The 26,774-nt window shown below is 39.6% G+C and carries 28 protein-coding genes and 1 pseudogene; 18 read left to right on the top strand and 11 right to left on the bottom strand.

Annotated features, from left to right (window positions below):
- Nucleotides 1–131: 131 nt before the first annotated feature.
- Entirely contained in the window at nt 132–1,409 is a 1,278-nt protein-coding gene (locus tag DC082_RS03585; RefSeq protein WP_109235789.1) for a 5-bromo-4-chloroindolyl phosphate hydrolysis family protein, read from the bottom strand.
- A 155-nt stretch (nt 1,410–1,564) separates the two neighbouring features.
- The gene (locus DC082_RS03580) at nt 1,565–2,701 is read right to left on the bottom strand and encodes a toxic anion resistance protein (RefSeq protein ID WP_229821559.1); all 1,137 of its coding nucleotides are present in this window, start codon (nt 2,699–2,701) and stop codon (nt 1,565–1,567) included.
- 488 nt (nt 2,702–3,189) lie between these two features.
- Here DC082_RS03580 and DC082_RS03575 point away from each other — a divergent pair, with 488 nt between their 5' ends.
- From DC082_RS03575 to DC082_RS03565, 3 genes are all read left to right on the top strand, one after another.
- Nucleotides 3,190–4,095, top strand: coding sequence for a glycerophosphodiester phosphodiesterase (locus tag DC082_RS03575; protein WP_109235788.1), 906 nt, complete (start codon nt 3,190–3,192; stop codon nt 4,093–4,095).
- 276 nt (nt 4,096–4,371) lie between these two features.
- A complete protein-coding gene (locus DC082_RS03570; RefSeq protein ID WP_109235787.1) occupies nt 4,372–5,130 on the top strand; it encodes a hypothetical protein in 759 nt (252 codons plus the stop codon).
- A gap of 14 nt (nt 5,131–5,144) precedes the next feature.
- Nucleotides 5,145–5,525 carry a hypothetical protein gene (locus tag DC082_RS03565; protein ID WP_094567022.1) on the top strand — a complete coding sequence of 127 codons (381 nt, stop codon included), beginning with the start codon at nt 5,145–5,147 and terminating at the stop codon, nt 5,523–5,525.
- Nucleotides 5,526–5,644: 119 nt separating this feature from the next.
- On the opposite strand, the gene DC082_RS10640 is transcribed toward DC082_RS03565, so the two are convergent.
- Nucleotides 5,645–5,917: a hypothetical protein gene (locus DC082_RS10640; protein WP_133243681.1), complete on the bottom strand. Its 273-nt coding sequence runs from the start codon at nt 5,915–5,917 to the stop codon at nt 5,645–5,647.
- 1,070 nt (nt 5,918–6,987) lie between these two features.
- On the opposite strand from DC082_RS10640, the gene DC082_RS03560 reads away from it, so the two are divergent.
- On the top strand, nt 6,988–7,719 hold the full coding sequence (locus DC082_RS03560) for a M15 family metallopeptidase (RefSeq protein ID WP_109235786.1): 732 nt from the start codon (nt 6,988–6,990) through the stop codon (nt 7,717–7,719).
- Between the two features lie 176 nt (nt 7,720–7,895).
- Nucleotides 7,896–9,113: a DUF819 family protein gene (locus DC082_RS03555; protein WP_109235785.1), complete on the top strand. Its 1,218-nt coding sequence runs from the start codon at nt 7,896–7,898 to the stop codon at nt 9,111–9,113.
- 210 nt (nt 9,114–9,323) lie between these two features.
- Here the strand turns inward: DC082_RS03555 and lipA are convergent, their stop codons facing one another.
- Nucleotides 9,324–10,262: a lipoyl synthase gene (gene lipA / locus DC082_RS03550; RefSeq protein WP_109235784.1), complete on the bottom strand. Its 939-nt coding sequence runs from the start codon at nt 10,260–10,262 to the stop codon at nt 9,324–9,326.
- A 256-nt stretch (nt 10,263–10,518) separates the two neighbouring features.
- On the opposite strand from lipA, the gene DC082_RS03545 reads away from it, so the two are divergent.
- The gene (locus DC082_RS03545; protein ID WP_109235783.1) at nt 10,519–10,758 is read left to right on the top strand and encodes a DUF3079 domain-containing protein; all 240 of its coding nucleotides are present in this window, start codon (nt 10,519–10,521) and stop codon (nt 10,756–10,758) included.
- A gap of 7 nt (nt 10,759–10,765) precedes the next feature.
- On the opposite strand, the gene DC082_RS03540 is transcribed toward DC082_RS03545, so the two are convergent.
- From DC082_RS03540 to DC082_RS03530, 3 genes are all read right to left on the bottom strand, one after another.
- Entirely contained in the window at nt 10,766–11,299 is a 534-nt protein-coding gene (locus DC082_RS03540) for a carbohydrate kinase family protein (RefSeq protein WP_109235782.1), read from the bottom strand.
- A gap of 348 nt (nt 11,300–11,647) precedes the next feature.
- Nucleotides 11,648–12,265 (bottom strand): LysE family translocator, encoded by a 618-nt coding sequence (locus DC082_RS03535; RefSeq protein ID WP_109235781.1) that lies wholly within the window; start codon nt 12,263–12,265, stop codon nt 11,648–11,650.
- A complete protein-coding gene (locus DC082_RS03530) occupies nt 12,266–12,553 on the bottom strand; it encodes a YqcI/YcgG family protein (protein WP_109235780.1) in 288 nt (95 codons plus the stop codon).
- A gap of 202 nt (nt 12,554–12,755) precedes the next feature.
- Between DC082_RS03530 and DC082_RS03525 the strand changes: the two genes are divergently transcribed.
- The 7 genes from DC082_RS03525 to DC082_RS03495 all read left to right on the top strand — a co-directional run bounded on the left by DC082_RS03525 (nt 12,756) and on the right by DC082_RS03495 (nt 19,191).
- A complete protein-coding gene (locus DC082_RS03525; protein WP_109235779.1) occupies nt 12,756–12,938 on the top strand; it encodes a hypothetical protein in 183 nt (60 codons plus the stop codon).
- Nucleotides 12,939–13,165: 227 nt separating this feature from the next.
- A complete protein-coding gene (locus DC082_RS03520) occupies nt 13,166–13,579 on the top strand; it encodes a TauD/TfdA family dioxygenase (RefSeq protein WP_109235778.1) in 414 nt (137 codons plus the stop codon).
- Nucleotides 13,566–13,781 carry a hypothetical protein gene (locus DC082_RS03515; protein ID WP_109235777.1) on the top strand — a complete coding sequence of 72 codons (216 nt, stop codon included), beginning with the start codon at nt 13,566–13,568 and terminating at the stop codon, nt 13,779–13,781. Before DC082_RS03520 ends, DC082_RS03515 begins: the two co-directional genes overlap by 14 nt.
- Before the next feature lie 724 nt (nt 13,782–14,505).
- Nucleotides 14,506–14,685, top strand: a complete 180-nt coding sequence (locus tag DC082_RS03510) for a hypothetical protein (RefSeq protein ID WP_109235776.1) — start codon at nt 14,506–14,508, stop codon at nt 14,683–14,685.
- 189 nt (nt 14,686–14,874) lie between these two features.
- Nucleotides 14,875–15,099 (top strand): hypothetical protein, encoded by a 225-nt coding sequence (locus DC082_RS03505; protein ID WP_109235775.1) that lies wholly within the window; start codon nt 14,875–14,877, stop codon nt 15,097–15,099.
- A 187-nt stretch (nt 15,100–15,286) separates the two neighbouring features.
- Nucleotides 15,287–18,544, top strand: a complete 3,258-nt coding sequence (locus tag DC082_RS03500) for a WG repeat-containing protein (protein ID WP_133243680.1) — start codon at nt 15,287–15,289, stop codon at nt 18,542–18,544.
- Between the two features lie 269 nt (nt 18,545–18,813).
- Nucleotides 18,814–19,191, top strand: a complete 378-nt coding sequence (locus DC082_RS03495; protein ID WP_109235773.1) for a hypothetical protein — start codon at nt 18,814–18,816, stop codon at nt 19,189–19,191.
- 299 nt (nt 19,192–19,490) lie between these two features.
- Here the strand turns inward: DC082_RS03495 and DC082_RS11080 are convergent, their stop codons facing one another.
- Nucleotides 19,491–19,970 (bottom strand): TniQ family protein, encoded by a 480-nt coding sequence (locus tag DC082_RS11080; protein ID WP_109235772.1) that lies wholly within the window; start codon nt 19,968–19,970, stop codon nt 19,491–19,493.
- 102 nt (nt 19,971–20,072) lie between these two features.
- Here DC082_RS11080 and DC082_RS03485 point away from each other — a divergent pair.
- A pseudogene (locus DC082_RS03485) lies at nt 20,073–20,567 on the top strand (transposase); the annotation flags it as partial.
- Nucleotides 20,568–21,077: 510 nt separating this feature from the next.
- Here DC082_RS03485 and DC082_RS03480 read toward each other — a convergent pair.
- A complete protein-coding gene (locus DC082_RS03480) occupies nt 21,078–21,470 on the bottom strand; it encodes a TnsA endonuclease N-terminal domain-containing protein (RefSeq protein ID WP_109235771.1) in 393 nt (130 codons plus the stop codon).
- 208 nt (nt 21,471–21,678) lie between these two features.
- Nucleotides 21,679–22,128: a PfkB family carbohydrate kinase gene (locus DC082_RS03475; protein ID WP_109235770.1), complete on the bottom strand. Its 450-nt coding sequence runs from the start codon at nt 22,126–22,128 to the stop codon at nt 21,679–21,681.
- Between the two features lie 431 nt (nt 22,129–22,559).
- Here DC082_RS03475 and DC082_RS03470 point away from each other — a divergent pair, with 431 nt between their 5' ends.
- The 4 genes from DC082_RS03470 (at nt 22,560) to DC082_RS03455 (ending at nt 25,618) form a co-directional block, all read left to right on the top strand.
- Nucleotides 22,560–23,078 carry an adenine phosphoribosyltransferase gene (locus tag DC082_RS03470; RefSeq protein WP_109235769.1) on the top strand — a complete coding sequence of 173 codons (519 nt, stop codon included), beginning with the start codon at nt 22,560–22,562 and terminating at the stop codon, nt 23,076–23,078.
- A gap of 406 nt (nt 23,079–23,484) precedes the next feature.
- Nucleotides 23,485–24,546, top strand: a complete 1,062-nt coding sequence (locus tag DC082_RS03465) for a YeeE/YedE family protein (RefSeq protein WP_109235768.1) — start codon at nt 23,485–23,487, stop codon at nt 24,544–24,546.
- A gap of 521 nt (nt 24,547–25,067) precedes the next feature.
- Entirely contained in the window at nt 25,068–25,352 is a 285-nt protein-coding gene (locus tag DC082_RS03460) for a hypothetical protein (protein ID WP_109235767.1), read from the top strand.
- Nucleotides 25,353–25,390: 38 nt separating this feature from the next.
- Nucleotides 25,391–25,618, top strand: a complete 228-nt coding sequence (locus tag DC082_RS03455; RefSeq protein ID WP_109235766.1) for a sulfurtransferase TusA family protein — start codon at nt 25,391–25,393, stop codon at nt 25,616–25,618.
- A gap of 159 nt (nt 25,619–25,777) precedes the next feature.
- On the opposite strand, the gene sfsA is transcribed toward DC082_RS03455, so the two are convergent.
- The gene (gene sfsA, locus DC082_RS03450) at nt 25,778–26,485 is read right to left on the bottom strand and encodes a DNA/RNA nuclease SfsA (protein WP_109235765.1); all 708 of its coding nucleotides are present in this window, start codon (nt 26,483–26,485) and stop codon (nt 25,778–25,780) included.
- Nucleotides 26,486–26,774: the final 289 nt, after the last annotated feature.

The raw sequence follows: 26,774 nt of genomic DNA, 5'->3' as shown, positions 1-26,774 counted from the left end.
CCATAGTTACGCCCCTTAGAAAGGGGCGTTTACATATCACTGGGTATCATTACATATCAGATTATAGCATCAGATTATAGCGATATTTGTGTGCATTCTGCTGCTTCAAGAGAGATATCGATAGGATCTGATTAATGGCGATCAACCTCAAAACCTTGGCTTCGTAATAACTTATCAATCACCGTGGTATCAACTTTAAGATCATGGAGATCATTCTCGACCAACTCATCTGAAAGGGTGTCAAATGCCTGTTGCAAGGTCTGCATAGAGCGGAGAATCTCCTGATGAAGTTCGATCTGCTTATCGCGTGAGGCATACTCCATGACGGTAAGATATTTCTGCAGATTCTCTTGAATCAGCGGAAGATAACGATTTAAGAAGCGGCCTCCCACTAAGACATCACGGGGATCTCGCTCCATCGCTTTAATGATTTTTGAGGCAGAATAGCTGATCTCGACCACTTGATCGGCAATATCGTGAGGAAGGCGGTCGACTAGCAACTCAATCTTTTCAAGAAGCTCAATATGTCGCCCAAAAAGTGCATATTTTGCTGCCTTTTCTGCCTCTAACTTCTCCGCACGACGAAGGGCGGCAAGCTCTGCTTCGATCTCTCGCTCTGTCTCGATATAGGCTTGTTTTTCTCGCTCACTCATAAAGAGGTAACTAAATTTACGGCGAATTTTTTTTGGTGCTAATAACCCAAAGAGTAGGGTTACCGCAAGTGCCGAAGAGGTTATTCCAGGAAAGATCGAGAATGCAGCAGCAGGATGATCTGCTAAACTCCCCGCTAAAAAGAGAAGCGCTAAAGGAATAGTGAACCAGAAAGCACGATTATTGATATCTCGATCACGAATGCCGGTAATTGCGGCAACAATACCCCCGATCAGAAGGGAGATCGGCCAGTAGCCACTTAAGATCATAATGATTGCGGCAATGATTCCCACACCTAATGCAAAACGATTAGGGCGGGAAGGGAAGAGCATAATTAGTCCAAGATAGCTACCGAGTAGACCAAATCCCGGGGTGATTCCATCACTTGAAGGGATAAAGATACGCGCAATCTCCACACCGATGCCGGCAATAAATGCTTTTGCATGATCAACTAGGCGATTAAAGGTCGCTTTAGCGCCTTCAATACCGCGGCTAAAAGCACTATTGAGGCTATTGAAGATCTCCTGATCATATGGAGCATTTTGATTTGTAGCGTGACGCTTCTCCTCCCTTCTGCTCTCTCGATGAGAGGGGGAGAGATCCATCGCTCGTTCTTGGGCGTAGCGAAATCGCTCTTTAAGAGAAGCCCCTTTGAGGGAGCTTCGCTCCGTTGCTGCTTTTTGTGCGGCACGACGTTCAAAGGGAAGCTCATTGGTACGCTCAGAACGAGAGTTATGTGACTGACGATATTGGCTCATAGAGGACTCATAGATACAAAATGGATCAGCTAAAAGTGATCACTCAAAAGAGATAGCTTTTAAGTGATCGCCTTTAAGTAATTGCTTTCAAGTAATAAGTTGATGTGAATGATCATCATTGATGATTGATGAGTTATTGTCATCAGCTCTAGTGATTAGCTATTGTACTTATCGACAACAGAGCTAATACGCTCACGGAGATTCTCTTCCATCTGACCCAATTCCACCTCAACTTCTGCACGACGACGTCTCGCTTCTGTTGCGATCTTCATCGTCTCTTCAATCGTATCGACTAAGCGAGTTTGGACTTCACGGATTGTCTCAATATCAACAATTGAGCGCTCCACCTCTTTTGCTGTTGCAATGGAGTTTTGCTGTAATGCTGCCGCATTTTTACGAAGTAACTCATTAGTGGTATCGGAGACATCTTTCTGCAACTGTGCGGCACGACCTTGCTCATCGAGTGAGAGGGAGAGAACGATTTGACTCTTCCAGATCGGCAGCGTTGAAAGAATACTTCCTTGAATCTTCTCTGCAAGCTGTTGATTATTATTTTGAATAATTCGAATTTGGGGGGCTGTCTGCATGGAGATCGTTTTTGAGATCTCAAGATCGTGTAAACGGCGTTCAAAACGATTCAGGTTTTCCATAAGATCCTTCACTTTTTGCGCGTCTAAAAGATCTTTCGATTCATCCGCAGCTTTTTGAAGTGCCGGTAGTTGAGTCTCCTTAATCTCTTTAACCTTCGCTTTTCCTGCTTCAACAAAGAGACTCACCTCTTTATAGTAATCGAAGTTTTTAAGATAGAGCTGTTCGAGGCGTTCATTATCTCTTAAAAGCCCCACCATTGAGTTATCGAGATGACTTGCAATTGAATCGACTTGTGAGGTTAACGACATATGATCGATCTTCGCTTCCACCCCTTTTTTAAAGAGGGAGCCAATAATGGGTAATTTTGCAAGAAAGTTACCACTCTTCTCTTCAGCAGAGAGCGGATCATACTCTCGAATTTTCATAATAAGGGAAGAGAGCTGATCACCAATAACGCCTGAATCTTTACCTTTTACCCGATCTAAAAGTGTATCGGCAAATTTAGCGATCTCTTCCATCGGCTTAACTCCGTAAGCCATCACTTCAGCGGGATTATCGATATTGATTGTCTCAGAAATAGCATTGATTCGAACAAGATCTTCCTTCTTCACCGGGAGTTCTTTCCCTTCATCAAATTCTGCCATCTCTGTTGGGGTAACGGTTTGTAATGCTTTCTCTTCCAATAATTTCTCTTCGCTCATGCTTGATCTCTCTTCTTAACGTTATCGTAATATTCCACCATTATAATGTTTTTTGACGGGATAATCCTCAATAATCTAGGTAATTTCCGATTTATGCTCGTTATATACTAATAGGAAAGTTCAGCGATTATAGCAGGGGATGTTTCAAGCTAACTCTTTAATAATAGTAACCTGCTTGATATGTGATTATATTGATGCAACTATATTAACTTAATTATATTAATCTAATCATATCCATCTAATCATATTTATATAGTGATAAATATTTAATTGTGCTCATTTAGGCGCACTTACTTAATCATGCTTTTAATAGTAACTACTTAATTTTATTGGTATTAAGTGTCTTTTGTTATTGATAATCGATATTATTTAAATTAATTTAAAGAGAATCATAAAAAGTATTAAATAGTATTTTTCGATAGAAAGCGATCTAATAGAGAAAGAGGCGAGAAATCACCTCTACTACCTACATTAAAGAGGACAATATTATGTCTTTATATCAAAAAGGACTTTCAACTGAACCTAAAGTGATCGCTCATCGGGGTGCCGGAAAGAGTGCGCCGGAGAATACATTAGCGGCATTTCGTCACGCCTTTCAAGAAGGGTATCGCTACTTTACCTGTGATATTCGCTGTTCTGAGGATCGGGAACTCTTTCTCCTTCATGATGCTGATCTTGAGAGAACGACCAATGGTTATGGTAGAGCAGATGAATTGAGCTGGGATCAACTCTCTAAGTTAGAGGCAGGCTCTTACTATTCACCACTCTATATGGGAGAATCAATCCCCCGTTTTGAGGCAGTTGTAAACTTTATTATTAGTAATTATTGCCGACTCAATATTGAGGTGAAAAGTGGCGCGATAGATGATAGGGAATTGGGGCGAATAGTGGCTGAAAGACTCTATCGTAAGATTATTGATCGTCTTGATGCTTGTGTTGATATTCTCTTTGATGAGGATCTCGATCGACTCTTTGAGCGCCTCTTCAATGAGATGCTCGATGGACCGACCGATTATTGTATTAAAAATCAATTTCTCATCACCTCGAGCTCTCCCCTGATTTTAGAGGGGGCCTTTACTGCCCAACCCTGGATTCCACGAGGTTATATTGTCGATCCTGACGATAATCGTTTTTTAGATAGAGGAGTGAATAGAGAAGTTGATAGAGACGTTGATAGAGAAGCGCTCTTTTCATTACTCAAAAACTTAAAATGTAGTGCGCTTATTATCCCTAAGGAGTTTGTCACTCCACAACTTGTCGAGCGTTGCCGGCAGGAAAGTTATCTTCTATTTGTGACAGTAGTTGATGAGATTATCGAGATTGATCAACTCCTCAAGATGGGAGTCGATAGCGTCATTACCGATAATATCGATGCAGCGGCTTGTTTTTCTTAATGGTCGCTTTTTACAGAAGATGATAGTGGAAATACATTAAAGTGCAGCAATTGACTATAATAGTTAATGATTCAATCATGTTATATCTAATGTACTAATATAGATATCTTATATTAGATATCTATATTAGGCGATAACTATTGGGTGCTTGCATTGCACAGCCTTATTAAATTTAGTTTAAATTAACGTTAATTCATTGTGGTTAAAGTCGGTTGATGCAATGTTAGTGCGTCTCATAAAATCTATTGATAGGGTTAAAAAGGAAGATTAGTTTTAATGTTATTACCCCAAAAGAACTCGGCAGAGTTAGCAAAGCTCTTTGCTCAAATGCTCGAAGAGGAGAATTATATAGAACCGGAGACGCCTGAGGAGTTCGCTTATTATCTTGAAATTAATAAAATCCCGAAGAGAAGTATGGATGATCTGCAAGCTTGGGCATTTTATTATGCAGTAAAACGAGATTCTGAGCGGGCAATCGATTATTTTAAACGCTCTTTTTATTTTGAAGATCCTGAGTTTTGTAGTAATTATCTCTACTATTTGATTCTATTAAAAAAGTTTGATGCTTGTGAGGAAGCCTTAATACGTGCTGTAGATAAATATCCCGTAAGTATAGCTTCAATCACTAAGCTTCAGCTCTTTTTTGCAATTTTAAAAGGAGATGAGGAGGGTATCTTAGACGCTTTTGACAACCTCATAAAATTAAAAAATGAGGAGAGTGATTATTATCGCTTTTTAAAAGCACAATACCTTGCCTTTATGCAGAATATGCTCTTTTCAGGAGAGATGCTTCAATTAATTGGGAAGATCTATCAAGCCATTTGCCATCAATATTCTTTTATAACCTATCCTAAAATTACTTTTGAGGTTGATGAGGAACATGGTCTCAATGCTATTGTTTTTGCTCTGAAGTCAGAAAAAGATGTGATGCTTATCCCAGAGTTAAATGGAGAATTGGCAGATCGATTATCTCAGTTAGAACAACTTGATGGAAAGGTATTTACTGCAACATTTGATATGATTAGGAATCTTTAAATATCAGAGGTAATATGGCGGTTAAAAGTATTGATTTTTTGAATTTTGCTGAAGACCTGTTTAAGAGCGCAAGTCGAGAGATCGAATATCGAAATGTAGTATCTCGTTCATATTATTCTTCTTTACATTTGATCAATTCTTTTGTTCTCAATGCACCTAAAAAGCAACAGAATTTAATCAATTATCTTTGCGATACAAAAGAGCATCTCAATGAAAAAGTTGACTCAAAAACTTTGAGATCATTTGGATTGAGATTAGAGCAACAACGGAGAAATAGGGTTAAGGCAGATTATTATCTACATAGACATCTCTCCTCTTATGAGGCAAAAAATGCGCTTAAAGAGGCCAAGATATGTCGAGCTTTACTAGAAAAAGAGGAAGATAAGAATATTTAGTATTGAGATCTATTAATAATCTCGGTAATGCGCTTATTACTCTTATTTTTAAAAGTAATTTGTAAGATATTGTAAATCTCGTACTAATGTGTGTGGTACGGGATTTTTTATTTGATTTTTCAATAGGTAAGAGAATCAGCGGAAGGGCGGGAACCTACCATCTCGCTCTTTTCACAACCGCATGCCCGCAGGTCGGCATCTTTGATGCCGAGAAAGTTTTCTGGTAATCGAGTGATTGCCAACTGCCGGCGCGTGATTTTGAGAAGAACGCTATGGTGAGATCCGGCAGCATTCAGACTCTTTTTTGAATCAATTATCCTCAAGAAGGTCAGCGGGGCAGTGGGAGAGAACCATCTTGCTCTTATTACAACTGCATGCCCGCAGGTCGGCATCCTTGATGCCGAGAAAGTTTACTGGTAATCGAGTGATTGCCAACTGCCGGCACGTGGTTTCTGGAAGAGCGTTATGGTGAGATCCGGCAGCGTTCAGCCTCTTTTGTTTAATAGATTCAACTCATAAGAAAATCTGTTGAGCCGCGGGAGAGAACCATCTCGCTCTTATCACGACCGTATGCCCGCAGGTCGGCATCCTTGATGCCGAGAAAATAATTAAATATGATTTGAACGGTTATTAAATAGTTCTTAAACAGCAGTTAAACAATATCTGCCGGTGATAGAGAGATAGCCATTTGCCGGCACGAAATTTATAGAAGCATACAGGGGTGATCTCCGGCAACTCAACACACTTTTTTCCATCAACAAATAGTCATAACAGGTGATCGAAGATTGCCAACTGCCGGCGCGTGGTTTCTGGAAGAGCACTATGGTGAGATCCGGCAGCGTTCAGACTCTTTTTTGAATCAATCGTCCTTAAGAAGGTCAGTGGAGCCGCGGGAACCTACTATCTCGCTCTTATCACGACCGTATGCCCGCAGGTCGGCATCCTTGATGCCGGGAAAATAATTAAATATGATTTGAACGGTTATTAAATAGTTCTTAAACAGCAGTTAAACAATATCTGCCGGTGATAGAGAGATAGCCATTTGCCGGCACGAAATTTATAGAAGCATACAGGGGTGCTCTCCGGCAACTCAACAAACTTTTTTATCAACAAATAGTCATAATAGGTGATCGAAGATCGCCAACTGCCGGCGTGAGATTTCTGGAAAAACGCGATAGTGAGGACCGGCAGCGTTCAGCCTCTGTTTTTAATTGATATCCTCTAAGACGATTTCTGGAGGGGCAGGAGAGAGCGGCTTCACTCTTATCGCAACCGCATGCCCATAGGTTGGTATCCCATTTCGTTTTAAGATCTATTACTCTTGGTTATGGTGAATATGATACAAATGAGTAGGAGGAGTGAAATCGGGTGAGTCGTTTCAATGATTCCTAACGATTCTAAAGACTCTAAGGATTCTAAAAAGTCTGTTGTTTAAATAATATGAAATAGTGAAGGAGGGAATATGTTGGTGGAAGATTGGCTTAAAACGCCGATTGTAAAAAATCATCTTGCATGGGAAAAGGTGGGGAAGATCGAGATCGATTCAACTCATCAGCTTCATCAAGAACCACTAGTAAAGGTGATGCCGACGACTCGAATGAGAGTCTATAGCGCTTACTATCATGATGGAATCTCAGGCGCTCTGGAATCGATCTATCTTCGACAATCTGTTTTAGAGCGCTTAGAGCAATTGATCGATCAATTGCCTGAAAACTTAGGGTTACTACTTCTTGATGGTTGGCGCCCGGTAGCGGTGCAGGAATCATTGCGTCACAATTTTCGTGAGGATCTCGAGCGATCTTATCCCGATTTTAATAAAGATCAGATCGAAGATCTATTGGATCAATTTGTTGCAAAGCCGAGTGCAGATCCTCTTGCACCAAGTCCTCATCTGACGGGAGGATCGATCGATTTAACCCTCTTTGATCTAACGACAGAGAGTGAGATCGATATGGGAACCTCTTTTGATGCGATGGAGGAAGCTTCCTGGAGTCACTATTTTGAGGAGAATACGACTGATGTGGAAGATAGAGATATTCGAGATTATCGAAGACTTTTAATCAATGGGATGACGGCGATGGGCTTTACAAATCTCCCCTCTGAATGGTGGCATTTCGATTTTGGCAATCAGCTCTGGGGATATTATCGAGGAAAGCAGGCTTTTTATGGTATTGCTTCTCTCTCGGCACAATGATAAATAATAGAGAAGATATAGTAGAAAAGAGCGGTTAAAAGATTATTAAAAGACTATTAAAAGAGTAAGTAAAAAATTACTAGAAACTATCCAATAGCGTCCAGTAACACTAAAAACAGATTTATCTAAAATATACTAAAAAAGATATTAAAAGAGATATTAAAAGAGGAGGGAGTATGGAGACCTTAATATCAGCCGATCAGACATGGCTACTATTGGCTTTTCTATTTGTTGTTGCTTCGGCATCTATTGTGATTGAGCAACGTTATAAGTGGTCTGCAAAAGTTCCCGGCGCGGTGATTGCGCTGATTATTGCAATCACATTTTCAAGTTTTAAGATTATCCCAACAGATGCCGCCGTTTACGATATGGTGTGGGGATATGTTGTACCAATTGCAATTCCGCTACTGCTCTTTCAGGTCAATGTGAAGAGTATCTTTACAGAGAGCCGGCGCTTGCTCTTTATCTTTCTTTTGAGCTCTGTGGGGACAATGGTGGGCGCGTTTATCGCCTTCTTTATCTTTAAAGATTGGATTCCTGAACTAGATAAAATCAGCGGGATGATTAGTGCCTCCTACATCGGCGGTGGTGTTAACTTTGCGGCGATGACAGCGAAGCTGGAACCTTCTAAAGATATGGTGGCTTCGACCATTGTGGCAGATAATCTGATTATGGCACTCTACTTTATTCTTTTATTGAGTATTACGGCGATGAGTTGGTTCCGCAAGCGCTTTAAAACACCCTATATCGATCAGGTTGAGAAGAATCTCGATACAGATCGGGATGAGAATCTTGCGGCAAGCTATTGGCAACCCCGAAATATTTCGTTAAAAGATATCGCGATTAATATGGGCGCATCACTCCTGATTGTTGCGATCTCTTTTACCCTTGCAGATTGGTTAAAGCCATTAAGAAGTATGGTAGATCATCTACTTCTGGAGATTTTAGTGAGCTTTATTACCGATCCTTACCTAATTCTAACCACCTTAACGTTTGTTGTAATCTTCCTTTTTCAGAAACCTTTCCAAAAGTTAAATGGGAGCCAAGAGCTAGGAACCTATATGGTCTATCTCTTTTTTGTCGTGATCGGAATTCCGGCATCGATTCCGATGATTATTCAAAATGCGCCACTGTTACTACTCTTTGTTGTTCTCATTATGCTTGTGAATCTCGTTGTAAGCCTTGTTTTAGGGCGTCTCTTTAAGTTTAGTTTAGAGGAGATTCTTCTAGTCTGTAATGCCAATGTCGGCGGCCCGACAACAGCAGCAGCGATGGCGATTAGCAAGGGGTGGCGGACTCTGGTGGGCCCCATTTTAGTGATCGGAACGGTCGGCTATGTGGTGGGAAATTATGCCGGGACAATAATCTATCTGATCACCACACGATTATTGTAAAGGGTAAAGCGTAAAGCGGTTTGAAGTTGTAAAACTCTACTACTAGAGCCGAAATAGCTGAAAAATTCGATAAAAAAGGCGTCTCATGGGAGGCGCCTTTCTTGCTTTTGCTGTTCTCTTACTACTCTCTTACTACTCTTTTACTACTATTTTAGTCTTTTTTATTCTTAGCTGTTATTGATGATCTTTTATAACTCTATATAACTCTATCTAAGCTAAGGTATTATCACCGGCATGGTAACTCGAACGAACCATCGGGCCAATATGCGCAAGTTTAAAGCCGAGACGATAAGCCTCTTCTTCATATGCTTTAAAGGTTTGAGGTGTCACATAACGCTCTACGGCAAGATGCCCGCCGGAGGGTTGAAGATATTGGCCGATAGTGATCATCTCAATATCATGTTCACGCATATAGCGCATCACATCCATCATCTCTTCATCGGTCTCGCCGACCCCCACCATTAAGCCCGATTTAGTGGGAACATCAGGATTACGTGCTTTAAATTTCTTTAAGAGCATTAAGGAGTGATCATAATCGGCGCCGGGGCGAACCTGTTTATAGAGGCGAGGAACAGTCTCCATATTGTGATTGAGTACATCAGGTGGAGTTTCGCTTAAGATATCGATCGCCACATCCATTCTGCCACGAAAATCGGGAACTAAGATCTCGATTTTTGTATGGGGAGAGAGCGCACGAATCTCACGGATGCAATCAGCAAAGTGTCCCGCACCACCATCGCGAAGATCATCGCGATCGACCGATGTGATTACCACATAATCGAGCCCTAACATCTTCACTGTCTCCGCTAAGCGTTTTGGTTCTTCAGCATCGAGCGGATTGGGGCGGCCGTGGGCTACATCACAGAAGGGGCAACGGCGGGTACAGATATCCCCCATAATCATAAAGGTGGCAGTTCCTTGATTAAAGCACTCCCCAATATTGGGGCATGCCGCCTCTTCACAGACAGAGTGAAGCTTATTATCGCGTAAGATTTTAGTAATCTCACTAAAGCGTTTACCGCTTGGAATCTTGGCTCGAATCCAGTCGGGTTTGGGGATGCGCTCCTCCTTAGGAACGGCGACAACCTTAATCGGAATACGTGCGGTTTTGGCAGCTCCGCGTAGCTTTTCACCTTGTTCTAATTTCATTGTTATGGTCACTATTTCGCAGATTAAAAAAATCGATAAGAGACAGTATAACAGGGAAAAGGGGGAAGTTAACCATAGATCGAGAGAATGATTAGAGAGATTTTATACACTCTCTTTTTCTCAAAATAGTTCTCAACACCTATTAAAACTGCATTTGAACTCTGATCAAAAAAGCTCTACAGCAAGCAAGATCTATGGCATGATGAAGGTGTGACTTGAGATTATCAGGAGCAAGTCTCGATAAGGAGGTCAGAAGATGAAATTAGATGATCGATCGAATAGCACATGTGGAAAGCGGGCAGGTAAGAAGCAGCGGATTCCTAAAAACCCAAAGCATCCAGAGCGAATCTGCTGGGGATGCGAGCGTCTTTGTGCTGCTAATAAGATGTTTTGTGGTAATGGTAGCGAACGTTCGCAACATCCTTGTGAGCTCTTCGGAGAGGATTGGTATCTCTCTTTAACAGAAGAAGAGCTCGCTTATATCGAGTTGGTATAAATCAGCATTACCAAGCTTGAAATGTTGTTAGTTTTTCTGAAAAGTGATCTGGCAATGTAACAAAAGCGCCCGCTTGAGTGCAGATATAGTGGCTCAGATGGTGGGCAAATTGGTGTGCTTCTTGAAATGAAGCACCTCGGTAAAGTGCTGTGATAAAGGCGGCGGAGAAGCTATCGCCGGCACCGATACTATCCGCAAGGGTGATCGATTTTCCTGAAAGTGCAGAGTAATCATTCGGGCTCATCACAATACTCCCCTCGGCACCCAATGTTAAGAGAATCGCATTGAGTTCAAATCGCTCGATCAGATGGTAGAGCGTATCTCGAAGCGGGAGCGACTCCATCTGATAGATCTTCTGCAGATAACGTAGCTCCATCTCATTGAGTTTAAGAAGATCGGCGTAGCGTAAGAGTTGATCGACTAAGGGGGCAGAGTAGTAGGGTGTTCTAAGATTGAGATCACAAAAGCGCATCGCTTGTTGTTGATGCTCCAAGATACTTTTTAGCGTTGAAAAGGAGTTTTGACTCGCATTATTGAGCATTTCTTGCTTTTCAGTTGTATCGATAGTTTGATCCTTCTGTTAAAAACTTAATTAAATGCAATTAGTCAAATTATTTGAGATTAAATCGAGCTATATGGTATTGTCATCTTTTGAAAGGTGATATTAAAAATCGAACTAGAAGAACCTCTATTATAGATAGAGGAAGGAAATATAAAGGAATATAAAAATACGCTTTTGTTGCAATGAGCCTATCGTATAATAACCCAAAGATCACGAAGCTAATTGCAGTAAAACCTCATAAGGGTATTAATGGATTAACTCCTTATGAAGTTTTAGAAAGTTATTATTAATTCCGAAGTCTAAACACCTTATTAATTTTTGCTAGTTTTAATTAAAAAAATGACCTATAGCAGTATATAGCCCATAAACTGCAATCCCTAAAAATAAAACACCACAGAGAATCATAATAACAGGATAAATCTTACTTTGTGACAAGGTATTGAAGGCTTTATATATTATTAATAATGTAGTAAAATCCAATAAAATCCAAGTCCCAATTAGTATTGTTAGGCTAAGGTTAATATCGGTATGTACCCCTATAAATTGAGGGAAAAAGGAAACAAAAAATATAATATCTTTAGGATTGGATAAACCGACGAGTAATCCTTTTTTAAAGCCCCCTTGATCTGTTTTAAGGGGCATTAGCGTCCCCCTCTCCATAAAATATTCTTTGAGTATCTCAATACCTAAATAACCTATATATAGGCAACCTATAATTCTTATAGTGGCATATACATTCTCATTTATAGAAAAAATTCCTTTTAAAGCTAGTACAGAAATACTAATCAAGATTAGTGAAGCAAGGTTAGTACCAACTATTGTATTAAAGGCTGCTTTGTATCCATGTTTTAATCCAGTGCTAGCTACCAATAACATAACGGGACCTGGGGAAGCTATCATAGTTATAACAGTTATTATGTATAAACCTAATTCTAAAAAATCCATTTAGATTTCCTTTTTTATAAATTTAAAAGGGCAGTGTTGGGGACTTTTAAAATTTTTTTCTCCTAATTGATATTGTTCCCATTCTTTTGACCCATCACCATAAAACCCTAACTCTTTCGGAATATGCCCATTATTGTATAAGAAAACTCTATCTCTTATTTTTTTTCTAATTTTTGTACCTTTTTTACCAGAAGCCACAAAGTCAAAATTTTCTCTAGGATTTATAATAAATGTTAAGTTTTTTCCAAGATTGCGACTTTTTAAATCATAATGATGTTTAAAACTCATATTAAAAAAAGTTGTATCCCATTAAAACAGTAACACCAATTAGTATCATCTGTGTCAATTCTAGTAATTAATACTACTTTACAAAATAAAGATCTACTCTTGAGCTTTTTTCACTAAATATGGAAAATAAATAATTTAAATAATTTAAATAATTAATGATATAATTATATTTTTATTATGTTTTTTGTAAAGATGAATTTTTATGAATATTGATGGTAATATTATTATTTATTTAGAGGGAGCTCAAGCTTCTGAAATATCAATTGCCTCAGAGATAGAGTTAATAGCAAATAAACATGGGTACTGTGTTATACGAAATCTAGGGTTAAAAGATTTAAGTTTAGATAGAAAAAAGAAGAGCTATCTAATTTTCTTGCCAAATTAGGTGTGTTAACAGGGCACTATACAACTACAAATTGCTCTAACAACAACTCTCAGTTTTGGGATATTAAATTTAGAGGTAGTGATTGATTTGAAAAAAAATCAAACAACTTTTTCTGAGGAAACAGGCTCTTGTCCATTGCATACAGACTCGTCATTTACAATTAACCCAGAAGATTATCTTGTGATGTATGTTGTAACTCCTGCAATAGAAGAGGGGGGTCACTGTATTTGAGTGCAAATGATATCATTTCTGATCTGAGTTATTTAGATAAGGGTAAGCAATATTTAAAAACACTTAGCGAAAATAGATATCCATTTAAAACTCCAAAATCTTTTGATGAAAAAGAGTCAGTCATATTTTCTAAAATAATTGATATAAAGTCGAATAGTATGCGTTTTAGACTTGATTGTATATTAAAGGGCATGGGTGTATATAAAAATGCAGATCATGCAGCAATGACATCAGCTTTAAATGCTTTAACGCAAGTAATTAATGAAAATAAAAAGGTGCGAGAATTTAAGGCATTAGAAGATGATTTAATTATTATAGATAACCTGAAAGGTTTACATGCTAGACAACCTTTTTCAGATCAAAATAGACACTATATTCGAGCTAGAGTAACAAAAAATGGAAACAGTTAATCATGTTTTAGATTTTGGTAGCATTTATATATTAGAAATTATTATATTTTCAGTAGCTTCATGGTTACATGGACTCACAGGTATGGGATTTCCTATGATAGGTACTATAGCCTTAGCTATTGTTTTTCCTTTACCTAAAGCCATTATTATTACGGCATTCCCAAGTTTAATCATGAGCTTAATAGTGTTGTTTACTAAATAATAGTCGAGGAGTATTGAAGGAGCTTTCCTATTTTTTTCGGAAATATTGGTTATTAGCACTAATGTCACTAATTGGTAGTATACTCGGTGTTAAGCTTTTACTATTTGTACCAGCAGGTGCTATTTATCTAGTAATGACTGTAGTCACTTTATACTATGTAATATTCAGTATATCTATGACCTCATAAAAGTTGAATTAATAAGTGTAGCCTATTCAGAATAAAGGTAACAAGTATAAGGGGTAATTTATGAGGCTTGATAAAGATAATCAGAGTATTACTTTTATCTATCGCGAACATCGTTATTTGGCCCCATTTATGGGGCTAGCGATTTTTTTTGATAACTTTGATATTGATAGGTGTACTCTTTGCAGGAACAACTCTCTTGTTTGGCCTTGAAGAGGAACAGCCATGGTTGTTTGTTATTGGACTACTTGTTGTGATAGCTATCTGTTTTTATTTGTTTGCTAACCCATTGTTTTATTAAGATAAGTTAGTGACATGGATCTTTGCTCGTGTGGATACGGTGAGTTTTTACGAGGATTATTTCGTCTCGGAGCGTTATGGTAAGGTGCATTCCGAGATGTTGTTCGATATGCGTTTCGTCAGGATAATTTAGCCAGTAATAATCGCATTGTAATTTATTGTGTTGATCGAGTACTGCATTATGCATTAGATTTGCGAACAAATTATAAAGCCCCTAAAAGCCTATCTGATGTGATGCTGATGACTTGGATTGATGAAGAAGAAAAAAATTTTTTAGCCTTTACATCTTTGTTGCAACATTTTGAAAAGCTTTTTACCGACTGGAATGAACGAGCTTATCAATCTCAAGGTCGAGAAAAGCACTTTATCTATAAAGGTGATTTTTTCGTCGTCCATTACCGATCATTATGGGGGGTGTGACCTCCGTGGCATTGTTAGCAGGGATAGGTACACCACCGATAGTGATTTATATGATTTACAAATTGAATAGTTATTTTTGGCAGAATATTATAGTTACTTGGAAGCGTCGTAGGTAGTTATTTTAATAAACAGAGAAGCCTTTATTAATCAAGTTATTTTTTAAAATTTATAAAACAGGAAAAGCACATTATGGAAGAATATTTAGAGGCATTCTTTTTTCTTGCCTTTTTTTATTGGCCTATATATTTAATATTTGCTGGATTGATATTATTTTTTGTCTATAAAATTTGGGCAAGAAAAGCAATAGTAATGAAGATTTTTCTTGTGTTTTTTGCATTTGTTGGAGTGATGATTTTACTTCCAGCTCTCTATGTGGTTTTTATGCTCATATACGGAACAATAATTAATCTTTAGAACTAAAATTGGCTTTTAACTAATATTTACTTACACTAAAAAAATAAAGTTGCATTTTGATATGCTTGCTAGCCGACTTGGACGGTAGCAAGGATCATTAGGATATATTGCGTCAGCTTTTTGCAATAAAATCGGTTTTGCTATGATAGTTTGAATGGTTGTGCAGCCGAGAAATGGGGAGAGTTAATTGAGGAATAATGATTTTATGAGTATTTTTTTTCGATTTCTATATAGTTTTTTCTTGGCTTTTATGCTGTTGATACAATCCTTTGTTTGGGCGCAGTCTCAGTTGGGCAACAGCGAGACAGGGGGGGAGGAGGCTATGTCGGTGCAATGGGCAACAGAGGATATTACTGGCGCTTGGGAGACGGTTTCACGTGTTTATTTGACCTTGCAGGAAGAAGAAACGGCCTCCCCGGATTTTGTTGCTGAAGTTGATGCATTAAATACCTTGCTGGCACAGAAAAGGATCATCGAGCGTTTCTCGAATGAAGTATATAATCACTTTGATTCTGAGGTGGGAGGTGAAAATATCATTTATGATCGATCCGCTGATGCGTTATTTGTGTATGACACTGGCGAACCTGTAATTTACCAATTTACATTTGAGCGGTACCAGAGTGATTTTTTGGACGATGGAGGTCATGACAGTCAGTGGGCGCACATGGAAACGACTTCTCAAGAGCATGATTCTATTTTGGGTCTTGAGATAGAGCTGATTCGTTATTGGGATAAGAAAAATGACGAGGAGAATACCGCAGAGGCATGGTATTGGGTGAGCCCAGCGCTACCCTCATGGTTTTATCAACTCAAAGGCTTGGGAGTGTCGGGATATGCTGTAAAACAGTTAAATAGCATGTCTATAGATGGACACCAATTAGGAGTTAACAGGGAGACCATCAGTATCCGCCCCATAGATCCTACCATGTTATTACGTGCTCCTGAGGATAGTTTTAATGTGGTTCTTTGGGAGGAGGTACGCGAGGAAGAGATGGCAGAGAGGGATGCTCGTGACATATCTATGCCTGATAGGCAAGGTGTGGCACAAGAAAATGCAGAGATTTCTGTGAATCGGGATGATAAAGCCGAGGTGTCATTGACGAAAGTAGAGCGTCAGCAGGCTGATTTTCTAGAAATGCTAATGATTAGCAACCCCAAGGTTTATGAAGCAGTATCAGTTTTTCAAGGTGGGTTGGCTCGTGTGGAACAAGCAGGGAAGACCTTTTATATTAATACACAAGGCGAGCGTCTGTTCGATCATAAAATAGATACTGTGCTGACTGCCCAGCAAACAGGCTGTTATCAGTTGAGCCCTTTTGATGAGGGTGTTATAGCGCACTATTTGGTGGCTCGGGATCAAAAAATGGGGCTGGTGGATCCGCGTACGGGACAATGGTTGATAAAAGCTGACTATGATTATTTGGAAAAAAGGCCTTGTCAAACATTAAAGGCTCATAAAGATGGACTGGTGGGCTTATTCACTTTCGAAGGTGAAGAAATGGTCCCAACTAAGTATCAAGACGTGCAGTCATTTGGTTTCCAAAATTTTTTTGCTGTACAACAAGGTGAGAAATGGGGGGTCTATGAAGGAGAATCACATGAGATGGTGATTCCCGCTGAGTTTGAACAGATCAGTTATTGTGGAGGGTGTGGTATAAAGCCGGAATACTTTTATGCGAAAAAGGACGGTTACTGGGGGTTGGTAGGATTTGACGGAAAGCTATGGCTGCCCTTTGAGTACGAGTTTCCTCAGCATTCGTATATGCGTGGCGATCAGTGGGTGGTAAATTTGCAGCGTGATGGTCAAGAGCTGCTGATTCATTTAGGTACAGGGACACATTATTTCAATAAGGATTACGATGACGTTCTTGTGTTAAATGACTTTATAGCTCTTAAAAAAGGGGGGCGCTTTGCCTTGTTTAATAGGGATGGTCAGCAACTCACGGATTTTGAATTAACAGGGGTTTACGAGCTCGATAACTATTCTGGCCAAAATCTTTATATAGAGGTGGTTAAGGAGGACAAGCGCGCGGTTCTGGATGCATCGGGAGCTGATGTCGTGCCTTGGCAGCGGGCGGAGTACATTAGCCGCTTAAGACAGGATTATTTCCTTGTCCACCATAATAAGAAGGGCCAGGTAGAACTGCGTGATTTAAGTGGGATGGTATTAGTGCCAGCACAATATGATGGTTATAGTATTGAAGCCCGTAAGAACGAATCCAATGAATGGGTAGATACCAATGTATTAAAAGTGCATAAAGGAAAATTGCGTGGTTGGTATTTCACGGATGAAGAAATTCTGGTTGAGCCTAGATTTGATAATATTCGTTATTGGATGCCAGAGCATGCTGAGCATCCCTATATTTTGGTAGAGAAGGGTGGGATGAGTGGACTTTATGATCTGGATGGTACAGAGGTGCTACCACCGGCATATGATTCATTAAGTCTACAGCTGCCAGAGCTACTGTCTTTTAAGCAGGACAGCGGTTATGGATTGATTGATTTACATACTGCCAAAGAACTAGTTCCGCCTCGTTATGCATGGATTGATCCAGCTAAAACGGACAAAATATTGCGTTTACGGCTTCCTTATGAGCAACAAAAAGAAGGAGAAAGTCCTTATCATTGGTGGGATGCTGCGCAGCAAAAGATGATTGAGTTGCCGTTCGAAGAGTACGAGCCGCTGGCTCAAGAGGGGCTGTGGGTGGTATACAAAGATGGGAAGAGCTTCTTATATAATGTACAGGCACAGAAAATCATCAGTGCGCCTTATGATCTTATTGGTGATGCAAGCAATGGTTTGATCATTGTAGAAAATGACGATAAATTTGGCGTGATCAATGACAAAGGAGAAGAGATTTACCCACTGGATTATGATATGGCCTTACGAAATGATTCGGGGTTTATAGCGTTGTCTCAGCAAAATAAAAAACGCTTCTGGGAAACGACTTATCTACGCCCCGATGGCGAGCATATTTTTTCAGGCCCTATTAGGACATGGTCTTCGCCGGACTCCTACGATGCCCCGCTGATTCGTGTTGCTGAACAGGAAATTATTGTTGGTGCTTATGATCCTGCACGGCGTAATGATTCCTTTGGAATATACGATTGGCATGGTAGTGAGCGGCTAGCACCTAAGTATAAAACTCTGCTTTTATATAATGATGTGCCCAGATATGGTGCAATTAAAAAACACCATGTAGGGCTATTTGATGATCAGTGCAATGAGATTTTTCCGATGATTTTAGATGGTATATATCATGCTGATGTACCGATGCATTGGGGGCCGATCAGAAACTTAGAGGCCGGGTTTCCTTTGTTGGCATATATTGATGAACGTGTAGATCAACGCAACAAGCGATACTATTTTTATACTGATAAAAATGGTGAGGTGTTGCCTGTAGTGGCTCATGAAAGGATAGCCTTTCATGAAAGAGGGTATTAAGTTACTAAGCAACTATCCTTCTATACAATCTAAATGTGAACGAAATTGACCTGAATATGAACTGAATCCTTCTTACTATTGTTTCAATAATCGGAAGGGGTAGCTCCAAACTATTTTTTTATTAAAAGGCGACATCGAGGCTAATATCCTAATAAAAAAATCAACCGCTGTTGATGATTGCATTATTGTTATTATAGTTGTTATTGTTAGAATAACTATTCTACGCATAGAGTCCCTATGCTTTATATATGGAGAGTAGATAATTCATTATGGAAAGAGTTTATGCCAAACCAGGTGAGCCTATTCAATGTGCCCACTGTCGTTATGAAATCTCATACGGCGCAACCATTTGCCAAGGATGTCAAACCCATTTGATTTACGGTATGCCTGATGGCTATTTTCGATATATGAAATCTCAGGCTATGATACTCGGTATCATATTGACACTCATTTTATGGTTCCTTTTGATCGTACTTTTCCCTATTCTTTATGGTTTCTTTATTGCGCCAGTTATAGCTATTTTAATTAGCTGGCTTTTGTATAGAAAAAGTAAAAGACACGCTATAGCGACTATCCCTGATAACCTTGTCTCATTTATTCCCCCCGAAGAAATAGCGGTGCGAACCTTTCGAAAAGCCATGAAGTAAGTATCTTAAGATTCTTAGCATAACGCATTATCAAACTATTGAGATTTATGAGGGTTAAAGTGAAATAAATTCTTTATAGATACAGAAAGGGGCTGAATCATTGGTGTTTTTGGAGATAAAGGTTGAATGGGGCTGTTTGATTTCTTGCAATAACCGCACCAAGTTATACGGCCAGTTTTGGAAAAGTAGAGCTACTATTTTTAATAATCGAATTCTAAGTGATATAGGTGACTTTTCAAACGCGAATTTAGGGGGGATATTTTGCCAAGATTATTTTTTTAATCTTGCTAATCCCTGTACTAAGGTTCGTATTCCTTCAAAAAAAGTAAAGAGTGTAGGTTGTTATTGTCACCTAATTCTATATATCTATGATTTATAGCATTGGTAATTTTTCGCATTAAATATAGCTCGTTTGGGTTAGGGGTAGTGATATTTTTTAGAGAAGTAAGACTTTTTCTACAGATAGCGCAAACTTGGAGGCTTATATCTTGTTGAAGATATGATTTGTTAATTATATCGATTCTATGAGGCATAATTGGAGCAGAATAATGAGAGCATCGATCGAGTAAATGGATATGATGTGTATGACAGATAGTCATATATGATAAGCGCCGACGCTTTCTGTAATAAGGGGTTAAATCTTCTTTCAAACAGAGAGGGTAATATTGCAAACTAAAGCTCTGGCGGGATCTATGATAGATGCCTATATTAAGAATACCTTTAATAGTTGTCCGATTAAAAGTATAGTCAGGAAATATTATTTCTTCATACGAAGACATTGTTAGATTTGAAATTTTCTCAGGTAATCCCCCCTAAAAATAACCTAACTCAAAAGTAGAATTTTCGCTTAATATTAATTTAAATAAGTCAGGAGATTCTCAATGAAAACATCTAAATTTACTGATAGCCAAATTATGGCAATTTTAAAATAAGCTGAATCTGGAATACCTGTGACAGCTCTTTGTCGTGAACATGGCATGAGTAGTGGGCCATTTTATAAATGGCGTGCAAAATATGGCGGTATGGATACAACATTAATGGCAAGATTTAAAGAACTAGAAGCCGAGAATGCTAAACTCAAAAAAATGCACGCTGAAGAAAGATTAAAAGCTGAAATTATCCAAGAAGCTATTGCAAAAAAGTGGTAAAACCATCTTGTCGTCGAAAGATGGGCTGTATTACAAAGATCTGTAAGCATTCGCCTAGCCTGTGTTACATGTAATATCAGTGAAAAATGTTATCGATATCAATCGAAGCTTAAAGATGAGAATGCTCTAATTGTTGCAAAACTAGTTGAATTAAGTGATAAAAATAGAGATTGGGGATTTGGAATATGTTTTGCTTATCTACGCCATGTAGCTCAATATCGTTGGAATTTTTTGAGTTTATTTAGCCAACGATAAATTGTAGATCTTGATTTCTCTAGTAACTTTGCAACTCTATCAATTTCTTCATAGCTACATTCTCTTTTTTCTTTTCCCATTAAAGGTTTTAGAAGTTGAAAACATTCCCATACCTTATTCCATGTGGCATCGGGGATAGAGATTAAATTTTTACTTTTAGTGTGATCAGTAATTTGTAATTCATGTACTTTTACTAATTTCGTTTGCTTTGTTTGAGGATTATTGAGTAAAGCTGTATTAAGATCTGGAATATCAATTAAAATCTAATTGGTATTTTTCCATAAAACGATATTACCGGGGATTAAATTAGACATCTTTACCTCCTTTTATTTTATAATCCAAATATTAGAGTTCATTGTTAAAGTAGTTGATAGATCACAACATATAACTCTTCTTGCAATTAAAGACCATTATCGGTAAGGCTTTAGCTCGGTTTCACTTATCTTGAAAAATGCTTTCAAGAAGTGTTGTAGGTGTAGAGTTTTAAATTTTTTCTAACTGATCCATAATAACTAGTTGAAAGCAATGAGGATCGGCAATATCGGTATAACGATTTAGGAAGTTAATATTTTCTAGGAGAGGGGTGCGTATATCATCTTCAGTATAAATTTTAAAATCCCAACCTTGTATTTGAGCGTAGGATTTAGCTGCACGAAATTTTTTTAATAGACCTTTCCAATTACCATCTTTAAAGGCTTCTCGATATTTAACTTCTAGGAGTATAGGCTTTCTTTGTAAACAATCATGATTATGCCATTCTATCAGTCCTTCGGGAGTATATTTTCTCCAAGTATTAGTTTCATTTTCTTGATAAGAGATTGTTATTAGTTGGGGAGTATATATTGAAACATTATCGTCAAACATTAAAAGGATCATTAAATCTCTTTCCAATGATGATTCATATTTCTGTCCCGTAGGTACTCTTCCTGTTATTCTTCTAGTTTATATACCTGTTTTACGAATAGGTTTTCCTGTGAACTCAGTGGCTATATAATATTATTTTTCATTTTTGTCCCCAACAAAAGCAGCAGTAATATCATTTAATTCGATAATTATTCTCTATCATCTCATTTAATTTGATGTTTTACACCCTCTCTTTCTGCTCGAAGAATGGTAGCGCTGATCGCATTGCGAGAGAGCCATAGGCGATCAATGTTGTTGTCGCAGCTTTCTCTAATATCTCGGAGGTGAGGGGAATCTGATCCCATGCAGCGGGCATTGCAAATTGGTAGTGGGGTTCTTGATCGATAATGGTGATATCGACGCGACCGGTGGGGAACCTGTTTTGCGCCGCGATCACGGGAATATGATGCTGTTGAAGTTGTGCTAAGGCTTCTCTTCCTAAAGCATCATCACCAATAGCAGTCACAAGCGTTGCCGGAAACCCTAACTGATTAAGAAAATAGCAGAGGTTACTCGGCGCACCGCCCAATATGCGCTTGGGGCCTTTTATCCCCTTATTTTTTAACAAATCATCCTGAAAGCAATCCCAAAGTAATTCACCGAAACAGAGCGCAGTAGCTTGATGATTCATATATTGTTCCCCTTTAAAGTATGCTTTTGAATGATGGTTATGAGAGGTTATGAGTGGTGATAAGTACTTATAAGCAACTCATAAATGACCATGGATGATGAGTGATGACGCTCAGCAATAGTGAGCCATCTTATCAATGAAGCGATTATTTTACGAGATCTGCTAAGAAAGATCCCATAATTGCATGTCCGCAGGACGGTATCGATGATGCCCACTGCCGGCATGTAGTTTTTGGAAGGATGCAATAGTGAGATCCGGCAACTTAACCCCCTCTTTTATTTCAAGTTATTGAGAAAACTCAGGAGGAAAGAGGCGCTTTTTTGTGATCGGTGGTATAATTTTTCTTTAACTGATATTTGATAGCTCTTCAAAGATAATTCTTCAAATATCAAATGAAATCGATCAAATAATCTAACGCATTAAGGACTGACATGGATTTAAAGAAGTATATTGCTCGTATCAAAGATTTCCCTGCAGAAGGTGTTGATTTTAAGGATGTGACGCCGCTACTCAATGATGTTGAAGCGTATCGCTATACCATTGAAGAGATGAGTCAGTTTGTCAAAGCATGTGGGGCGACAGTGATTGTTGCACCAGAAGCACGTGGTTTTATCTTTGCCGCACCTGTTGCGGTGATGACAGGAACACGCCTCGTTCTTGTGCGTAAGCCGGGGAAATTACCGCGTAAGTGCCATAAGGTCGCCTACTCATTAGAGTATGGCAATAATACGCAAGAGATGCATGTCGGTGATGTTAAAGAGAATGATCGCGTTGTGATTATTGATGATGTACTCGCAACAGGCGGTACCATTAAGGCGATTATCGAGATGATTACGCGAGAGAAGGCAACGGTAGAAGGGATCTGCTTCCTTGCTGATCTCACTTATCTCCACGAACCAGAAGTATTAGAGGGCTACAACGTGAAGAGCCTTCTTAGTTATGAAGATTAATTCCCTTTAAGCTTTTACCATAAGCCCAGCTTACTAGCTGGGCTTATTTTTTTGTCTCTCTTTTTGTCTCTCTTTTTGTCTGCGATTTTTTATCGTCTATTGATCTGCAATTTATAGCTGTTTGGGCTGTTTGCTTGCTCTTAAGAGCATGGTGATCTCTCTTTTTAATCAATCATTGCATTTTGTAAAAGATCTGTTAATAATAGAATCTCTTATTCTGGTATAACATATATGATAAGTATGTAAATGATAAGTGTATAAGTTAAATATGCAAGTTAAATATGCAAGTTAAAGATGAAAGTTATATATGAAAGTACTAACAAGAGTAGGGGAGATAAGTGGAAATAGAAGCGAGTCGAAATAGCTATTAATAACGATTAGAGACGGCATATTAGGGAGATAAAAAATGGTAACGGGGTTGTTAGTGGGGGCGATATTGGGTTTTATTCTGCAGCGAGCGCGCTTTTGTATGACGGGAGGATTTCGCGATATCTATCTTGTGAAAAACTTTACGATGCTCTATGCCTTCTTGATTGCGATATCGGTGCAGGCTATTGGGGTCTTTTTCTTGGTGAAGGCGGATTATCTGGCGATCTCAACAGGTTCGATCTCCTTGATCGGCTCAATAGGTGGCAGTCTGCTCTTTGGTTTTGGAATAGTGCTTGCCGGCGGTTGTGCGACGGGAACATGGTATCGTGCAGCAGAAGGGCTTATTGGGAGTTGGATCGCGCTGATTTTTTATATGATTTTTGCAGCGATTACAAAGTATGGTGCGCTCTCTGGATTACAAAGAGAGATCGCTAGTCACACAGTTATTAATGATTCAATTGCCGAAACATTAGGGATAGAGCAGGGGATTTTAATATTATTATTGGTGGCGGTAACGCTCTTTTTCACGATTAAACATCTTCGTAAGCCGGCGGTGAAGATGCCTTCTCTTCCGGCGAAACATCAGGGGATTCGTCATCTTCTCTTTGAAAAGCGTTGGCATCCTTTTGTTGCCGGGGCGGTTATTGGTCTCATTGCACTTGCTGCCTGGCCTTTAAGCTCGATGACAGGGCGTAATAGCGGTTTAGGGATTACAACACCTTCCGCTAACATTATTCAATTTTTAGTGACGGGTGATTTTGGCTTAATCGATTGGGGTGTCTTCTTAGTTCTTGGGATCTTTATTGGGTCATTTATGGCGGCGAAGGGGAGTCGAGAGTTTAAGTGGCGCGTACCAAGTCACAACATTATCATTACAAGTGTGATTGGTGGGGCTTTGATGGGGATTGGTGCAAGTCTTGCCGGCGGATGTACGATTGGTAATGGATTAACCAACACCTCCATCATGGCGTGGAAAGGTTGGTTAGGGCTCTTCTTTACCATTATCGGCGTTTGGATTGCTTCCTACTTTATCTATGTTCGTCCGAGAAGAGTAGCGCAACAAGGGACTGCCGGCACCGTGAGCCACTCAGCATCATAGTACGAATCCTCGGTGATAAGATCGTCACTTTGCCGGCATGCAATTTATAGAAGCGCGCAATACGCAATAGTGCTCTCCGGCAACTCAACAGCTCCTTTTACCTCGATATTTTAGTAGATAAGAGTAGGTAAGAGAATCAGCGGAAGGGCGGGAGGGAACGATTTGGTTCTTCTTACAACTGCATGCCCGCAGGTCGGCATTTTTCAATGCCGAGAAAGTATTCTGGTAATCGAATGATTACCCTCTGCCGGTACGGGGTTTTGGGAGGTCTGTGATAGGAAATAGAGATTGCCAACTTGCCGGCATAAGATTTGTGGAGATATGCAGGGGTGATCTCCGGCAACTCAACAGCCTCTTTTACCGCACTATTTTAGGAGGTAAGAAAGTTAGCAGAAGGGCGGGAGGGAACGATTGGGTTCTTCTTACAACTGCATGCCCGCAGGTCGGCATTTTTCAATGCTGAGAAAGTATTCTGGTAATCGAATGATTACCCTCTGCCGGTACGGGGTTTTGGGAGGTCTGTGATAGGAAATAGAGATTGCCAACTTGCCGGCATGAGATTTATGGAGATATGCAGGGGTGATCTCCGGCAACTCAATAGCCTCTTTTACCGCACTATTGTAGTCGGTAAGAAAACTAGCGGAAGAGCGGGAGGGAACGATTGGGTTCTTCTTACAACTGCATACCCGCAGGTCGGCATTTTGATGCCAACTGCCGGCGGGAGGTTTTTGGAAATACGCGATGGTGAGATCCGGCAGCGTTCAGCTTTTGCTGGTTTCATTATTTTAAAAAAGAGAGTTCGATAGGATCAATAGATAGGATCAATAGATAGGAGAAAAATAGTATGGCACTTTATGAATTAAAATCGTTAGGACTTGTCTGCCCCTTTCCACTACTAGAGGCGAAAGAGAAGATGGAGCAACTGGAGAAAGGTGATGCATTGAAAATTGAGTTTGATTGTACCCAAGGGACAGAAGCGATTCCTCGCTGGGCGGCAGAAGCAGGGCATGAGGTCACCGATTATGAACAGATCGGCGATGCCGCATGGTCGATTACCATTGTGAAACGATAATGGATAAGTCTTATCACTCATATTTTAACGGTGATAATGCATCAATGGGGCGGATTACCCATAAGATTTGGGGATGATCATCTTTGATCATCCTCTCTTTTTGATCACTATGAGAATGATCACCGTTACCATAATTACGATTAGATATGGGGGAGCTTGCTAAAGAATCACCGGTAGAGGATGGCTGATTTTGATCTCTTCCGGGCTGATACTGGTGCCGTATGCGACTACTTCAACACCGGCGGCAACTGCTTCCCGAAGGAGCTTACCATAAGCGGGATCGATCTCATCTGCCGGGCGAACGCCTTTAGCGCCTGTAAGATTCACACAATAGAGTAAAATCGCCCGCGTGCCACTCTTTGCTAGCGCTATCAACTCTCGAAGATGCTTCTGCCCACGGGTTGTAACAGCATCGGGGAAGGCGGCAATATCACTCTCTTCAAACCCTAGTGTCACGCTCTTCACCTCAATATAGACCTCACGCTCCGCTTGATCTTTGAGGCAGAAATCGATCCGTGAGTTTTCTACCCCATAACGCACCTCTCGCTTTAGATTGACGAAAGCACCGAGATCGATAACCCCATCATTGAGCGCCTCTTCTACTAAGAGGTTTGCATAATGGGTATTGATATTTGCAAGCTTGCCAAAGGGAGTGGTGGCAATCACCCAAGTACCGGCGGTACTTCTTTTCGGGTCATTAGCGGGAAGATACCAAAGATCACTGCTGGGAAGGAGACAATTCTTCATCGAGCCGGTATTAGGGCAATGAAGAGTGATGATCTCGCCCGAATCGAGCTTAACTTCTGTTAAAAATCGCTTATAGCGTCGGATCAGCCGCCCTTTGGTCAGTGGTGGGGTAAATTTCATCGCTAAGTTTTTATTCTCTCTTATTATTGAGCTATTAATCGAGGCAAAGGAGAAGATCTGCTTTAAAAAGAACTCTTATAGAAGACTCATTATACCATTGAGAGTGATGCTATTGAGGGCGATTTCTCTTCTGGAGACCTTTCTGTTGAGTGCTCCCAAGCAAAAGTGTAATCTTGGGAGTGCTCAGTGAAGATATTTATCATCTTAATTAACGATACTCAATCTGATAGATCATAGCTAGTAAAAATCATCTCTGATTTTTGCTATTGGATTAATGGATATTGAGATT

Source organism: Ignatzschineria indica (assembly GCF_003121925.1).
GTDB lineage: Bacteria > Pseudomonadota > Gammaproteobacteria > Cardiobacteriales > Wohlfahrtiimonadaceae > Ignatzschineria > Ignatzschineria indica.
The sequence above is the reverse complement of the archived record's forward strand: the minus strand, read 5'-3'. Positions and strand labels throughout refer to the sequence as shown.